This window comes from Pseudomonas sp. AF32, assembly GCF_022342325.2.
GTDB lineage: Bacteria > Pseudomonadota > Gammaproteobacteria > Pseudomonadales > Pseudomonadaceae > Aquipseudomonas > Aquipseudomonas uvaldensis.
This window is the reverse complement of record NZ_RQJK02000007.1, coordinates 109,128-123,237: the sequence shown is the minus strand read 5'-3', so window position 1 is coordinate 123,237 and position 14,110 is coordinate 109,128. Positions and strand designations below refer to the sequence as shown.

Here is a 14,110-nt window from a genome sequence, read left to right as displayed (position 1 = left end):
GGACGAATCCCCCTCGCCACAGAAAGACTCTGCGCATGCGCAGTCTAGCCCGCCTCAGCCAACACCCGCTCAAGCGTGTGTGTGACCCCATGCTCGCGCAAGCTGTTGCAGCACCATTCGAACGCCGCCACGAATTCCGCCGAACGGGGAATGGCTGTGCCGAAGATTTCCTCCACTTCCAGCATCCGCTGGGTGACCAGCGCATCGTCGGCCACCAGCGCCTGGCAGAACGCGGCGCGCGGATCGGGAATCGAATAGCTCACGCCATTTTCATCCTCGCCCTTGAGGTACACCGCCCAGGCCGCCACCACCAGCGCCGCACGCCGGGTATCGCCACCGTCGGCAATCAAGCGGTTGATGGTGGGCACGGTGAATTTGGGGAATTTCGACGAGCCGTCCGAGCATACCCGTTCCAACTGGTCGGCGATGGCCTGGTTGGAGAATCGTTCGATCAGCGTGTTCTTGTAGTCGCTCAGGTCGATGCCCGGCACCGGTGCCAGTTGCGGTGTCACGTCCAGGTCCATGTAGGCTCGGATGTAACGCACGAACAGCGGGTCGTTCATGGTTTCGTGGACGAAACGATAGCCTTTGAGGAACCCGAGATAAGTCAGGGCGAGATGGCTGCCGTTGAGCAGCTTGATCTTCATTTCCTCGTAAGGCGTTACGTCGTCGGTGAACTGCACGCCGACCTTTTCCCAGGCCGGGCGGCCATTGACGAATTTGTCTTCCAGCACCCATTGCACGAACGGCTCGCAGACCACTGGCCAGGCGTCGTCGATCCCGTGTTCATCGTGCAACTGCAGACGATGGGCCACGCTGGTCATGGGCGTGATGCGGTCGACCATGGCATTGGGGAAACTGACGTTGCGGTCGATCCACAGCCCCAGGTCGGCGTCGCGCAACGCGGCGAAGGCGAGCAAGGCCTTGCGGGTCACCGCGCCGTTATGGGGCAGGTTGTCGCAGGACATCAGGGTGAACGCCGGGATGCCATTGGCCCGGCGCTTGGCCAGGGCGGCACAGAGGAAACCGAACACGGTCTTCGGATCGTCCGGGTGGTTCAGGTCGTGTTGGATCTGCGGCAGGTGGGCCATGAACTCGCCGTTGCTGTCATCGATGCAATAGCCACCCTCGGTGATGGTCAGCGAGACGATGCGGATCTGCGGGTCGGCCAGTTTGTCGATCAGTGCCCGGGCACCGTCTTCGGCCAGCAGCATGTCGCTGATGGCGCCAATGACCCGGACTTCGGTGTCATCGGTATCGCCCAGCTCAAACAGGGTGAACAGGTAGTCCTGCCCGGCCAGATCATCCCGGGCCCGGCGGTCTTCGGCCCGCAGGCCCACGCCGCAGATGGCCCAGTCCAGGCCTTCGCCGGTGTTCATCAGCGCATCGGTGTAGTACGCCTGGTGAGCCCGATGGAAACCGCCGACGCCGATGTGGGCGATGCCCTGGCGGATATCGTTCAGCGGATAGGCGGGCAGGGCAACCCGTGGGTGGAGGTTGTGCAGGTTTTGTCGGTTGAGTTTCATCACGCGTCTCGGTAATCAGGCGGCGGCGCGCAGCGCGCGGGTGAGCGCTACGCCATCGGCATCGAATAAATGGCAGTGTTCGGCATCCAGGTGCAGGTTCAGTTGCTCGCCGAAACGGCTCGCCAGGTCACCGCGAACCCGCATGGTCAAGGCTTCGCCGGAAGCGGTGGTGACGTGGCAGAAAGTGTCACTGCCCAGCCGCTCGCTGACGTCGGCGGTCACTTGCAAGGTGCATTCGCCCGGTTGTGCCAGGTTCAGGTGTTCCGGACGGATCCCCAGGGTCACCGCGGCGCCGACGTTCAGGCTGGCACTGTTGACCGGCAATTGAATGCGAGTGCCTGCGTCCAGCAGCACCTCGCAGCCCTGGGCGCTGACGGCCGTGACCTTGCCCTTGAGAAAACCCATCTTCGGTGTGCCGAGAAAACCCGCGACAAACAGGTTCGCCGGTTGATGGTAGAGCTCCAGGGGTGAACCGACCTGCTCGATGCGCCCGCCGTTGAGTACCACCACCTTGTCGGCCAGGGTCATGGCTTCAACCTGATCGTGGGTCACGTAGATCATGGTCGCCTGCAGTTCCTTGTGCAGCCGCGCCAGCTCCAGGCGCATCTGCACCCGCAGCGCGGCGTCGAGGTTGGACAGCGGTTCGTCGAACAGGAAAATTTTCGGGTTGCGCACGATGGCACGACCAATCGCCACCCGCTGACGCTGGCCACCGGACAACTGCTTGGGCTTGCGTTCGAGCATCGGCCCCAGTTCGAGGATGCGCGCCGCTTCGTTGACCTTCTTCTCGACCTCGGCCTTGGGTACGCCGGCCAGGTCGAGGGCAAAGGACATGTTCTTGCGCACGCTCATGTGCGGGTAGAGGGCGTAGGTCTGGAACACCATCGCCAGGTCGCGCTTGGCGGGGCTGACTTCAGTGATGTCCCGGCCGTCCAGTTCGATGGTGCCGTCGCTGACTTCCTCCAGGCCCGCGATCAGCCGCAGCAGCGTGGATTTACCGCAGCCCGACGGACCGACGAACACCACGAACTCGCGGTCGTTCACTTCCAGGTCGATGCCCTTGATGATGGAAAAACCTTCGAAGCCTTTTTGCAGATTCTTGATCTTGAGGTTGGCCATGGGGTGGGCCTCCACTTTTTGTTAATTGGGTAGGGCGCGTTATTTCACGGCGCCGAAGGACAAGCCGCGGACCAGTTGTTTCTGGCTGATCCAGCCGAAGATCAGAATCGGCGCGCAAGCCAGGGTCGAAACGGCGGACAATTTGGCCCAGAACAACCCTTCGGGGCTGGAGTAGGACGCGATCAGGGCGGTCAGCGGCGCGGCTTTGGACGAAGTCAGGTTCAGTGACCAGAAGGCCTCGTTCCAGCACAGGATCAGCGACAGCAGCACGGTAGACGCCAGGCCGCCCTTGGCAATCGGCAGCAGCACCCGGACCATTTCCTGCCACAGCGTGGCGCCATCCAGGCGGGCGGCTTCGAGAATGTCGCGGGGGATGTCCTTGAAGTAGGTGTAAATCATCCAGACCACGATGGGCAGGTTGATCAGCGTGTAGATGATGATCAGCGCGATGCGGGTATCCAGCAGGCCAAAGTTCTTGGCCAGCAGATAGATCGGCATCAGCACGCCCACCGGCGGCAGCATCTTGGTGGAGAGCATCCACAGCAGGGTGCCTTTGGTGCGCTGGGTTTCGTAGAACGCCATGGAGTAGGCCGCCGGCACTGCGATCAGCAGGCACAGGGCGGTGGCGCTGAAGGAAACCACCACCGAGTTCCAGGCGAAGCTGAAGTAGTCGCTGCGTTCGTTGATGTGCAGGTAGTTCTCCAGCGTCGGCATGAAGATGAACTGCGGCGGTGTGGCGAACGCGTCGATTTCGGTCTTGAAGCTGGTCAGCACCATCCAGAAGATCGGGAAGAAGATCAGGAACGCGATGGCCCAGGCCAGCGTGCCAAACAGCAGGCTTTGCAGCCGACGGGATTGTTGAAGTGTCATGGCGGCGGCCTCAGTGCTTGTCGGTGAGGTTTTTGCCGATCATCCGCACGAGGATGATGGCGGCGATGTTGGCAATGACCACGGCAATCAGGCCTCCGGCCGATGCCATGCCGACGTCGAACTGCACCAGTGCCTGGTTGTAGATCAGGTAAGCCAGGTTGGTGGAGGCGTAGCCGGGACCTCCGTTGGTGGTGGTGAAGATCTCGGCGAACACCGACAGCAGGAAAATGGTTTCGATCATCAGTACCACGGCAATTGGCCGAGCCAGGTGCGGCAGGGTCAGGTGCCAGAAAATCGCGATCGGACCGGCTCCGTCCAGGCGCGCAGCTTCTTTTTGCTCCTGGTCGAGTGATTGCATGGCGGTCATCAGGATGAGAATCGCGAAGGGCAACCATTGCCAGCTCACGATGATGATGATCGACAGCAGCGGGTTATGGGCCAGCCAATCCACCGGTTGGGCGCCGAACAGTTTCCACACCGAGGCGAGGATCCCCGAGACCGGGTGGAAGATCAGGTTTTTCCAGATCAGAGCCCCGACGGTGGGCATGATGAAAAACGGCGAGATCAACAGTACCCGCACGATGCCGCGGCCGAAAAACTCGCTGGCCTCCAGCAACGCGCTGATCAATACCCCGAACACCACACTGATCAGCAGCACACTGCCCACCAGCAACAGGGTATTGGTGGCGCCGGGCATGAAGCCCGAATCGGTCAGGAAGTAAGTGAAGTTCTCCAGCCCGACAAATTCATTCTCGCCGGGGTAGAGCAGGTTGTAGCGGATCATCGAGAAATAGACGGTCATGCCCAGTGGCACGATCATCCACAGCAGCAACAGGGCCACCGAAGGGCTGACCAGGAACCAGCCGGGATTGGTCACGCGGATCTTGCGAGCCGGTGGAGCCATCTCGATGGGGGCTTTGGCGGTTGTCGTTGACGTATTCATGGCGTTGAACCGTTTTGTGCAGGCCTATGAAGATCCACTTGGGAAACCCTCCACAGAAGAGGTCCCCTTGTGGGAGCGGGCTTGCTCGCGAAAGCGATTCGTCAGGCGCATCGATGTTGGATGTGCCGGCCCGTTCGCGAGCAAGCCCGCTCCCACAAAACAGCGGAGAGCGGGAGCCTCGGGTTACTTGGGATACCCGGCGCGCTTCATCTCGCGTTCGGTGGTGGACTGCGCGGCGGTCAGCGCCTGGTCCACGGTCTGCTGGCCGGTCAGTGCGCCCGAAAAGAGCTTGCCCACCTGGGTGCCGATGGCCTGGAACTCCGGAATGGTCACCAATTGGATGCCGATGTACGGCACAGGCTTGAGGGTCGGAGCCTTCGGGTCGGCGACTTTCAGCGATTCCAGCGTCACCTTGGCAAACGGCGCGGCCTTCATGTACTCCTCGCTGTAGGTCGAAGTCCGAGTGCCTGGTGGTACGTTGGCGATGCCGTCGGTCTTGGCGACCAATTGACTGTATTCCTTGGACGTTGCCCAACTGGTAAAGACCTTGGCCGCGTCCTTGGCTTTGGAGCTGGTAGGGATCGCCAGCGACCAGGAATACATCCACGAGGTGCCCTTGTCGGTTTTCTCGTGTGGGGCAAAGGTGAACCCGACGTGATCAGCCACCTTGCTTTGCGTCTTGTCGGTCACGAATGAGCCGGCGACGCTGGCGTCGACCCAGATGGCGCATTTGCCGCTGTTGAACAGTGCCAGGTTTTCGTTGAAACCGTTGCTGGAAGCGCCGGGTGGGCCGGATTTTTTCATGTTGTCGACGTAAAAGCTCAAAGCGTCTTTCCACTCGGGGCCGTTGAATTGCGGCTGCCACTTCTCATCGAACCAGCGAGCGCCATAGCCGTTGGCGAGGGTGGTGATGAGCGCCATGTTCTCACCCCAACCCGCTTTGCCCCGCAGGCAAAGACCGTACTGCTCCTTGGACTTGTCGGTGAGCTTTTGCGCGAACTCACCGATCTGGGTCCAGGTCGGGTGTTCGGGCATGGTCAGGCCCGCGTCCTTGAACAGGTCGGTACGGTAGTAGGTGATCGAACTCTCGGCATAGAACGGCAGGGCGTACAGCGAGCCCTTCACGGACAAGCCGTCACGCACGGAGGGAAAGACGTCGTCCAAGTCATAGGAGGCAGGCAGATCCTTCATCGGCTCCAGCCAACCCTTGGCGCCCCAGAGTGCAGCTTCGTACATGCCAATGGTCAACACGTCGAACTGCCCGCCCTGGGTGGCGATGTCGGTGGTCAGGCGCTGGCGCAGGACATTCTCTTCGAGTACCACCCAGTTCAGCTTGATGTCCGGATGCTCGGCTTCGAAAGTTTTCGAGAGCTTCTGCATGCGAATCATGTCGCTGTTGTTGACGGTGGCAATGGTGAGGGTCTGCGCGCCGAAACTGACGCTGCTGAGGGTCATGCAGGTGGAGACAAGCAGAGCTTTTACCGAAGGTTTCATCGCGCACTCCTTTTCCGAGCCAGGCAGGCTGCGGAAGGACAGTTATTGTTTTTGTCTTCCGGATGAAAGGAAGAATGTGCGCTGATTACAGCCTTCAATCGACGGCGTGACAAATCATCCGTAGCACTTGCTCTGATACTTTTTTGCACTGAGTGAGGCCCTCATTGATGAGGGAACTGAGCGCTCAGCCCTGGTTCTGCTCCGTTAGCCGCTGCACCGCCAGCCGCCGGTAGTGGGAAGGGGTCATGCCCTTGAGTTGCTGGAATCGGCGATTGAAGTTGGAAATATTGTTGAACCCCGACTCGAAGCACACGTCGGTGACCGGTTTGTCGCCATCGGCCAGCAGCTCGCAGGATTTGCTGATGCGCAGTCGATTGACGAATTCGACGAAACAGCGGCCGGTGGCCTGCTTGAAGACGCGGCTGAAGTAAGTGGGTTTCATACCCAGGTGCTCGGCGACTTCTTCCAGCGGCAGCTCGCGGGCGTAATGGGCGAAGATGTAGTCCACGGCACGGTTGGTGCGGTCAACGCTGTGCTCATCGGCCATCTGTGAGGAGGTGGCACCGGAGAGCAACTGATAGTCATCCGTGGTGGCCAGCAGTTCCATCAGAATGAAAAAGTAACCCAGGCGGCTCATGCCTTGGGAGTCGGCAATTCGCTGCATCAGGATCGTGGCCTGGCGAATGGTGCGCTTGCAACGAAACTCGATGCCATAACGGGCGCGTTCCAGCAGCGGGGCGATGGTCTTGAGTTCGGCAAACACTTGATGGCCGCTGTCGAACAACTCGTCGGTGAAGTTCACCAGCATGTCGCGCTTGGGCACCACTTCGTTCTCGGCCACCTGGCTGATCCAGTTGTGGGGCACGTTGGGGCCCGTGAGGAACAGCGTCTGCGGGTAGAAGTTGCCGATGTAATCGCCGATGAACACCTTGCCGGAACTGGCGACGATCAGGTGCAGCTCGTATTCCTTATGGAAATGCCAGCGCACCAGCGGGCATGGAAAACCGTGCTGGCGATAAATGATGGACTGTCCGTTATGGTCATCCATCAACTCATAGGAGGGGTCGTTGACTCTCGCTGTTCGGGTCATGAGGCTGCGCTTTTATTGTTATTGCCGCTGGATAATGCCCCCTTCGCCAGACGCGTGCCACCCCGGATGCTCATCCGGCGGTCGCTTGGCCATGTCCGGCGCGGGGGATACCTATACCGTTGCCTATGACCGGCATGCGCCCGAAAAAGTCCACGCCGGTGAAAACTGCCGGGATTCAGGAACTGCCTTCAGAGGTGGCGATTCTTCTCCTCGATCCACTGGGACATGTATTGGGTGCTCTTGTGCTGGTGGTGGCGCAACATGCTGCCAATGAAGTTATCCCGACGCCGTTGTGCCAGGTTGGCGCGGCAGGCGAGGACACTTTCGATCAGTGCCGGGCCGTGAACCTGCTGGCGGTAACGGTTCGCCAGTAGCGCACGGCCGGCATCCTGGGCCTGGGCCCAGCGTGTCGGATCGCTATACAACTGCACGGCGGCGTTGGCGATGCCCTCGGCGCTGGTGGCAATCGTTCCGGGCCACGGCATCGTGTCATGCATGGCTTCTGCACCGATGGGCGTGGTGACACTGGGCGTGCCGCATAGCATGGCCTCGATCAGTTTTCCCTTGATGCCGGCGCCAAAACGCAACGGGGCCAGGCAGATGCGTGCCGCCGACATGACCTGCAAGGCATCTTCGGCCCAGTTCATGATGTGAAAGCCCTGGGCTGGATTGTGCAGCGCTGCCGCTTTGGGAGGGGTGTAGGCGCCGTATAGATGCAGTTGCGCGCCGGGCAGTTGCTGGCGGATCAGCGGCCAGATGGCGTTTTTCATCCAGAGCACCGCATCCCAATTCGGCGCGTGGCGGAAGTTGCCGATGCTCAGAAAATGCGCCCGGCCGTCGAACGGCGCCAAAGGCGCGTCCGGCAGATCCAGCATCAATGGGCACCACAGCAGCAGGCTACGGGGCAGTCCGAAATGCTCCACCAGCAGTTCGATTTCGATCTCGGACACCATCAGATTCAAATCGCAGCGGTACAAGGCGGCGATTTCCCGCTTCGCCATCTCGGTGTCGGCCATCCGTTGGAATTCGTCGTGCAGCGCTGGTGCAAAAAGATCGCTGAAATCCTGAGCAGTATCGTCGACCTTCAAACGGTCTTTCAGGCGCTGATGGCGCGCATGGCGCAGGCTTTGCAGGTCGGATGTTTCCAGCAACCGCAGGGCATCGGGGCAGTGTTTCTCGACCCGCCAGCCGAACTGCTCCTCCATCATGAACTGGTCGAACAACACGATATCCGGCGCCAGTTCACGGATGAATGCATCGAAACTGCTGTTGTTGAGTTCGATCGGCACCTCACGGATGCCCAGCGCGACCAGGTCGGCACGGATCTCGCCGGGGCGAGCGGGGCTGCTGAAGGTGATATCCCATCCTTCGCCCAGGAACGTCTCCAGGATCTGCATGACGTGCCCACCGGCTGCCGATGAGCGGGGTTCGGGCCAGACGTAGCCAATGACCAGGACCTTGAGGGCGGAGGGATGGGACATGAGCAGGTGTTTTCCTAGGGGTAATCAGGCGCAGGTGCTGCGTGGGGCGCCGATAGTGACCAAGAACTCACTCCAGCTCAAGGCAGGATGCTCTTGACCTTGTCACGTAGCTGGTCGATGGAAAACGGCTTGCCGATGACCGCCATGCTGTCAGGTACATCGATGCTTTCGGCATAGCCGCTGGCAAACAGGACCGGCAGGCCGGGACGCACCGAACGAGCTTGTCTGGCGAGTTCGCGACCGTCCATCACCGGCAGGCCGACATCCGTCATCATCAGGTCGATGGGTTGGTCAAGGTTGCGCAGATGCTCCAGCGCCTGTTCACAGCCGTCCGCCTCGAGCACCCGATACTCCAGTTCTTCAAGTACATCGACGATCAGCATGCGGACGATGTCGTCATCTTCGACTACCAGAACAGTGGTGTTAGTGACAGGGGCGGCGGTGGACATAATCGTTATTCTCGGAAAAATGAAATCGGGAGTGAAAAAAGACCCTATGCATGAGTAAGTCGCGAGGTGGGACAAGTTCCCGGGGCTGTGGAAGAAAGGATCTATAGTACAAGAGCTGACAAGGATAGTCGCTTCCTTGCTACTGGCTGGCCGCCGTCGGGGAATACAGCCTTGACTCGTCAGAAATGTGGATCCAACCCGTCATTTTCGGGCACACTCCATGGTTTTCAACTGTTCGCCAAGGTCCTTCTCATGACTCCTTCGTCTTCGGTTGACGAGCAAAGTTTCCGCAAGCTGCTGATCCGCAACATCAGTCTGCCACTGGGCGTGGGTGCCCTCAGTGCGGTGTTTTTCATCGTGTTGATCACTTACCTGCTGTCGGTGATCCAATGGGTCGGGCATACCGACCGGGTGATCAATAATGCCAACGAAGCGCTGAAACTGAGCGTTGACCTCGAAACCGGCATGCGTGGCTACCTCTTGAGCGGTGACGAGCATTTTCTCGATCCCTACGAAGTGGCCAAGCCGCGCATTGCCGTTGCGCTGGATACATTGTTGGAATTGACAGCCGATAACCCTGTCCAGACTGACCGCATACACAAAATACAGGCGCTTCAGGTCGAATGGGCGAACTACGCCCAGAGCATGATCGACCTGCAACGCAGCAGTGGCGATTACCGTGGCGCGGTGAAGGCCGGGCGGGGCAAGCGCCTGACGGATGAGATCCGCAAGACCTTCGAGGACATCGTCGATACCGAACAGCAACTGCACGCGGCGCGCAACGAGAAGGTGCGCACCACGACGCTGTGGAGCATTACCCTGTACCTGATGTTCGTTGCCGCAATCAGCGGATTGCTGGCCTATATCGGTCGGCGGGATCTGTTGGGGCTGTCCAGCAGTTACAGCGCCAGTCTCAAGATCCAGCAGCAGAGTGCCCTACATCTGGAAAAACAGGCCTGGCTGCGCACGGGGCAGACTCAACTGGCCGAGCAGGTCCTGGGACAACTGAGCCTGAACCTGCTGGGGCGCAACATCCTGCAGTTCTGCGCCAGGTACCTGGACACAGCCGTTGCCGCGCTTTATGCGCGTGAGGAAAACGGTACGCTCAAGCGTGTCGCCACTTATGGCATGTCCCGAGAGGACGATGAAAGGGAGCAGGTTATCGTTGCCGGTGAAGGCATTGTCGGCCAGGCCGTGCAACAAGGGCGACTGATCCGCCTGGACGAGGTGCCCGCCGATTACCTGAGGGTCAGTTCGGGGCTGGGAAGCGGGGCGCCCAACAGCGTAGTGGTGGTTCCCACCAGCGACGACGGCCGGATCAATGGTGTCGTCGAACTGGGCTTCCTGCGTCCCTTGACCGACCGCGATCTCGAGCTGCTTGAGCGGGTCGCCGGCAACATCGGTACGTCCATAGAGGCTGCTCGCTACCGTCAACGTTTGCAGGAAGTGCTCGCCGAAACCCAGCAACTGAACGAGGAGTTGCAAGTCCAGCAGGAGGAGCTCAAGACGGCCAACGAAGAGTTGGAAGAACAGTCGCGCATCCTCAAGGAGTCCCAGGCGCATCTGGAAGTCCAGCAACAGGAACTGGAGCAGACCAACGAACAACTGGCCGAGCAACGCGACGCCATGGATCAGAAGAACACCGAACTGAACCTGGCCCAGTTGCAGTTGCAGGAACGTGCCGAAGAGTTGCAGCGATCGAGCAAATACAAGTCCGAGTTCCTTGCCAACATGTCCCACGAGTTGCGTACGCCGCTCAACAGTTCATTGATCCTGTCCAAGTTGCTGGCGGAAAATCCTCAGAAGAATCTCAGCGAGGAGCAGGTCAAGTTTGCCGAGTCGATCTACTCGGCCGGCAATGATCTGCTGAACCTGATCAACGATATTCTCGATATTTCCAAGGTCGAGGCCGGCAAGTTGGAAGTCCGGCCGGAGAACACCAGCGTGCCGCGCCTGGTGGAAGGCTTGCGCGATATGTTCAAACCCCTGGCGGCCGATAAGGGCCTTGGTTTCGAAGTGCAGTTGCTGCCGGACGCGCCCACCATGTTGTACACCGACCGCCAGCGCCTGGAGCAGGTGCTCAAGAACCTGCTGTCCAATGCGGTGAAATTTACCGAACAGGGTACGGTCTGCCTGTCGGTGGCCGGCCAGCCGGGCTCCGGCATCGCGTTCATGGTGCGGGACTCGGGCATCGGTATTTCCGCCGAACAACAGCAGATCATCTTCGAGGCGTTCCGCCAGGCGGACGGCACCACCAACCGTCGTTACGGGGGCACCGGCCTGGGGTTGTCGATCTCCCGGGATCTGGCCACGTTGCTGGGTGGCTCGATCTCTGTTTCCAGCGAACCGGGGCAGGGCAGCGTGTTCACGCTGGTCTTGCCCGAGCGCTATGTCGAGCCGGGGAACGCACCGGTAGAACCCAGGACATTCACCCCTACGGCGACATTACCCGCTCCGGCGTCCTATGTGCCGGCGCCGGCTCCCGCGCCCGTGATCGCCGATGTGGACACTGTGGCCCGCTTCGCCGACGACAGGGACAAGGCCCCCTTCGACACCCGCTGCATCCTGGTGATTGAAGACGAACCCAAATTCGCCCGGATCCTGTTCGACCTGGCCCATGAACTGGGCTATCAGTGCCTGGTGGCGCACGCTGCCGACGAAGGCTTCGACCTGGCTTCCCGCCTCAAACCCGATGCGATCCTGCTGGACATGCGCCTGCCCGATCATTCCGGCCTGACCGTGTTGCAGCGGCTCAAGGAACAGCCCGAGACGCGGCACATTCCGGTGCATGTGATTTCCGTCGAGGACCGCGTCGAGGCGGCGCTGCACATGGGCGCCATCGGCTATGCGGTCAAGCCGACCACCCGTGAAGAGCTCAAGGACGTGTTCGCCCGCCTGGAAGCCAAGCTGACCCAGAAGGTCAAACGCGTCCTGCTGGTGGAAGACGATGACTTGCAGCGCGACAGCATCACCCGGCTGATCGGCGACGATGACATCGAGATCACTGCGGTGGGCTTTGCGCAGCAGGCCCTGGACCTGCTGCGGGACAACGTCTACGACTGCATGATCATCGACCTCAAGCTGCCGGACATGCTCGGCAACGATTTGCTCAAGCGCATGTCAGCGGAGGAAATCTGTTCGTTCCCGCCGGTGATTGTCTACACCGGGCGCAACCTGACGCGCGATGAAGAGGCCGAGCTGCGCAAATACTCGCGCTCGATCATCATCAAGGGCGCCCGCTCTCCGGAGCGGCTGCTGGACGAGGTCACACTCTTTTTGCACAAAGTCGAATCCCGGTTGTCCCATGAACGTCAACGGATGCTCAAGGCTGCCCGTAGCCGCGACAAGGTATTCGAAGGACGCAAGGTGCTGCTGGTGGACGACGATGTGCGCAACATTTTCGCACTGACCAGCGCCCTGGAGGCAAAAGGCGCAATCGTGGTCATCGGCCGTAACGGCTTCGAGGCGATCGAGCGCTTGAATGAGAACGACGACATCGACCTGGTGCTGATGGATGTGATGATGCCGGAAATGGACGGTTTCGAAGCCACTGCGTTGATCCGCAAGGACCCGCGCTGGCGCAAGTTGCCCATCATTGCGGTGACGGCCAAGGCCATGAAGGACGATCAGGAGCGCTGCCTGGCGGCGGGTTCCAATGATTACCTGGCCAAGCCGATCGACCTGGATCGTCTGTTTTCACTGATTCGCGTGTGGTTGCCGAATATGGAAAGAATTTAGTGGAACGTGACACTGACATTGAACTTCGTTTACTGATCGAAGCGATTTACCTCAAGTACAGCTACGATTTTCGGGATTATTCCGGCGCTTCCATCAAGCGCCGGGTCCTGCACGCATTGAGCCAGTTCGAATGCCGGACGATTTCCGCGCTCCAGGAGCGCGTATTGCACGATCCGGGCATGTTTATGCAGTTATTGCAGCTGCTGACGATTCCTGTCAGTGAGATGTTCCGCGACCCGTCGCATTTCCTGGCGATCCGCGAAGAAGTCGTTCCCTTGCTCAGAACCTATCCGTCGATCAAGATCTGGATCGCCGGTTGCAGCACCGGGGAAGAGGTCTATTCCATGGCGATCCTGTTGCGGGAGGAAGGCCTGCTGGACCGCACGTTCATTTATGCCACCGACATCAACCCCAGGTCGCTGGAGAAAGCCAAGCAGGGCATTTTCTCCCTGGAAAACGTCAGGGCCTATACCCAGAATTACCAGCGGGCCGGTGGGCGACGGTCGTTTGCCGACTATTACACCGCCGCTTACGATTACGCCATGTTCGACAAGACCCTGTGCCAGAACGTGACCTTTGCCGATCACAGCCTGGCAACGGACAGCGTTTTTTCTGAAACTCAATTAATTTCTTGTCGTAACGTATTGATATATTTCAATAAAAAACTGCAAGATCGCGCCATCGGGTTATTCCATGAATCGCTCAGTCATCGAGGGTTTCTGGTGCTGGGCAGCAAGGAAACCCTGGATTTCTCTTCATACGGCAATCAATTCGAACCGCTGGTCAAACAGGAACGGATCTATCGCAAGTTATGAACCAGACGACGGACGGACCCAGGCCGCGGGTAGAGGCCATTGTCGTCGGCGCGTCCGCCGGCGGAGTCGACGCGCTGCTCAGGGTGTTCGGGCAGTTGCGCAAGAGGTTCAGCCTGCCTGTGCTGGTCGTTCTGCACCTGCCCGACGAGCGCGACAGCCAACTGGCCGGGGTCTTCGGCCATCGCTTGGCGATACCGGTGGAGGAGGCGCGGGACAAGCAGGACATCCAGCCCGGCACGCTGTACTTTGCCACGCCCGGTTATCACTTGTCGGTCGAGGCCGATCGAAGTCTGTCGTTGAGCCTGGAGGAACCGGTACATCATTCCCGCCCCTCCATCGACATCCTGTTCGAGTCCGCCGCGGACGTCTATGGGCCGAACCTGCTGGCGGTGTTGTTGACTGGCGCCAATGACGACGGTGCCCGTGGCCTGGCCAGGGTCAAGGCGTTGGGGGGGATCACGGTTGTCCAGGATCCCGACGAAGCCCAGGTTTCGACCATGCCCGAAGCGGCGCTGGCGCTGCACGAGCCGGACCATATCCTCACTTTACAAGGCATCAGCCATTTGCTGGCCGGGTTGGAATGAA

General features: G+C 60.0%; 11 protein-coding genes. 3 read left to right on the top strand and 8 right to left on the bottom strand.

Annotation, left to right across the window (positions count from 1 at the left end; translation table 11 throughout):
• Positions 1-44 precede the first annotated feature (44 nt).
• From EGM97_RS09030 to EGM97_RS08995, 8 genes are all read right to left on the bottom strand, one after another.
• Positions 45-1,526 (bottom strand): mannitol dehydrogenase family protein, encoded by a 1,482-nt coding sequence (locus EGM97_RS09030; RefSeq protein WP_238963277.1) that lies wholly within the window; start codon positions 1,524-1,526, stop codon positions 45-47.
• 15 nt (positions 1,527-1,541) lie between these two features.
• Positions 1,542-2,645 carry an ABC transporter ATP-binding protein gene (locus tag EGM97_RS09025; protein WP_238963276.1) on the bottom strand — a complete coding sequence of 368 codons (1,104 nt, stop codon included), beginning with the start codon at positions 2,643-2,645 and terminating at the stop codon, positions 1,542-1,544.
• Positions 2,646-2,684: 39 nt separating this feature from the next.
• Complete coding sequence (locus EGM97_RS09020; RefSeq protein WP_238963274.1) at positions 2,685-3,515, bottom strand: carbohydrate ABC transporter permease; 831 nt, start codon at positions 3,513-3,515, stop codon at positions 2,685-2,687.
• Between the two features lie 10 nt (positions 3,516-3,525).
• The gene (locus EGM97_RS09015) at positions 3,526-4,458 is read right to left on the bottom strand and encodes a carbohydrate ABC transporter permease (protein WP_477788793.1); all 933 of its coding nucleotides are present in this window, start codon (positions 4,456-4,458) and stop codon (positions 3,526-3,528) included.
• A 183-nt stretch (positions 4,459-4,641) separates the two neighbouring features.
• The gene (locus EGM97_RS09010; protein WP_238963273.1) at positions 4,642-5,952 is read right to left on the bottom strand and encodes an ABC transporter substrate-binding protein; all 1,311 of its coding nucleotides are present in this window, start codon (positions 5,950-5,952) and stop codon (positions 4,642-4,644) included.
• A gap of 184 nt (positions 5,953-6,136) precedes the next feature.
• Positions 6,137-7,042 carry a helix-turn-helix domain-containing protein gene (locus tag EGM97_RS09005; RefSeq protein WP_232775639.1) on the bottom strand — a complete coding sequence of 302 codons (906 nt, stop codon included), beginning with the start codon at positions 7,040-7,042 and terminating at the stop codon, positions 6,137-6,139.
• Between the two features lie 188 nt (positions 7,043-7,230).
• Positions 7,231-8,523 carry a glycosyltransferase gene (locus tag EGM97_RS09000; protein WP_238963271.1) on the bottom strand — a complete coding sequence of 431 codons (1,293 nt, stop codon included), beginning with the start codon at positions 8,521-8,523 and terminating at the stop codon, positions 7,231-7,233.
• Between the two features lie 77 nt (positions 8,524-8,600).
• Positions 8,601-8,972, bottom strand: a complete 372-nt coding sequence (locus EGM97_RS08995; protein WP_238963269.1) for a response regulator — start codon at positions 8,970-8,972, stop codon at positions 8,601-8,603.
• A 252-nt stretch (positions 8,973-9,224) separates the two neighbouring features.
• On the opposite strand from EGM97_RS08995, the gene EGM97_RS08990 reads away from it, so the two are divergent.
• Genes EGM97_RS08990 through EGM97_RS08980 form a run of 3 tightly spaced genes read left to right on the top strand, consistent with a single transcriptional unit; the run spans position 9,225 to position 14,109 of the window.
• Positions 9,225-12,710 (top strand): response regulator, encoded by a 3,486-nt coding sequence (locus tag EGM97_RS08990; protein ID WP_238963260.1) that lies wholly within the window; start codon positions 9,225-9,227, stop codon positions 12,708-12,710.
• Positions 12,710-13,525 (top strand): CheR family methyltransferase, encoded by an 816-nt coding sequence (locus EGM97_RS08985; protein ID WP_238963258.1) that lies wholly within the window; start codon positions 12,710-12,712, stop codon positions 13,523-13,525. Before EGM97_RS08990 ends, EGM97_RS08985 begins: the two co-directional genes overlap by 1 nt.
• A complete protein-coding gene (locus EGM97_RS08980) occupies positions 13,522-14,109 on the top strand; it encodes a chemotaxis protein CheB (RefSeq protein WP_238963256.1) in 588 nt (195 codons plus the stop codon). Before EGM97_RS08985 ends, EGM97_RS08980 begins: the two co-directional genes overlap by 4 nt.
• Position 14,110 lies beyond the last annotated feature (1 nt).

Excerpts from the sequence above, each read along its gene's own strand:
- EGM97_RS08995 (WP_238963269.1), bottom strand. The coding sequence starts at position 8,972 with ATGTCCACCGCCGCCCCTGTCACTAACACCACTGTTCTGGTAGTCGAA.
- EGM97_RS09020 (WP_238963274.1), bottom strand. The coding sequence starts at position 3,515 with ATGACACTTCAACAATCCCGTCGGCTGCAAAGCCTGCTGTTTGGCACG.
- EGM97_RS09025 (WP_238963276.1), bottom strand. The coding sequence starts at position 2,645 with ATGGCCAACCTCAAGATCAAGAATCTGCAAAAAGGCTTCGAAGGTTTT.
- EGM97_RS09010 (WP_238963273.1), bottom strand. The coding sequence starts at position 5,952 with ATGAAACCTTCGGTAAAAGCTCTGCTTGTCTCCACCTGCATGACCCTC.
- EGM97_RS08990 (WP_238963260.1), top strand. The coding sequence starts at position 9,225 with ATGACTCCTTCGTCTTCGGTTGACGAGCAAAGTTTCCGCAAGCTGCTG.
- EGM97_RS09015 (WP_477788793.1), bottom strand. The coding sequence starts at position 4,458 with ATGAATACGTCAACGACAACCGCCAAAGCCCCCATCGAGATGGCTCCA.
- EGM97_RS08980 (WP_238963256.1), top strand. The coding sequence starts at position 13,522 with ATGAACCAGACGACGGACGGACCCAGGCCGCGGGTAGAGGCCATTGTC.
- EGM97_RS09030 (WP_238963277.1), bottom strand. The coding sequence starts at position 1,526 with ATGAAACTCAACCGACAAAACCTGCACAACCTCCACCCACGGGTTGCC.
- EGM97_RS09005 (WP_232775639.1), bottom strand. The coding sequence starts at position 7,042 with ATGACCCGAACAGCGAGAGTCAACGACCCCTCCTATGAGTTGATGGAT.
- EGM97_RS09000 (WP_238963271.1), bottom strand. The coding sequence starts at position 8,523 with ATGTCCCATCCCTCCGCCCTCAAGGTCCTGGTCATTGGCTACGTCTGG.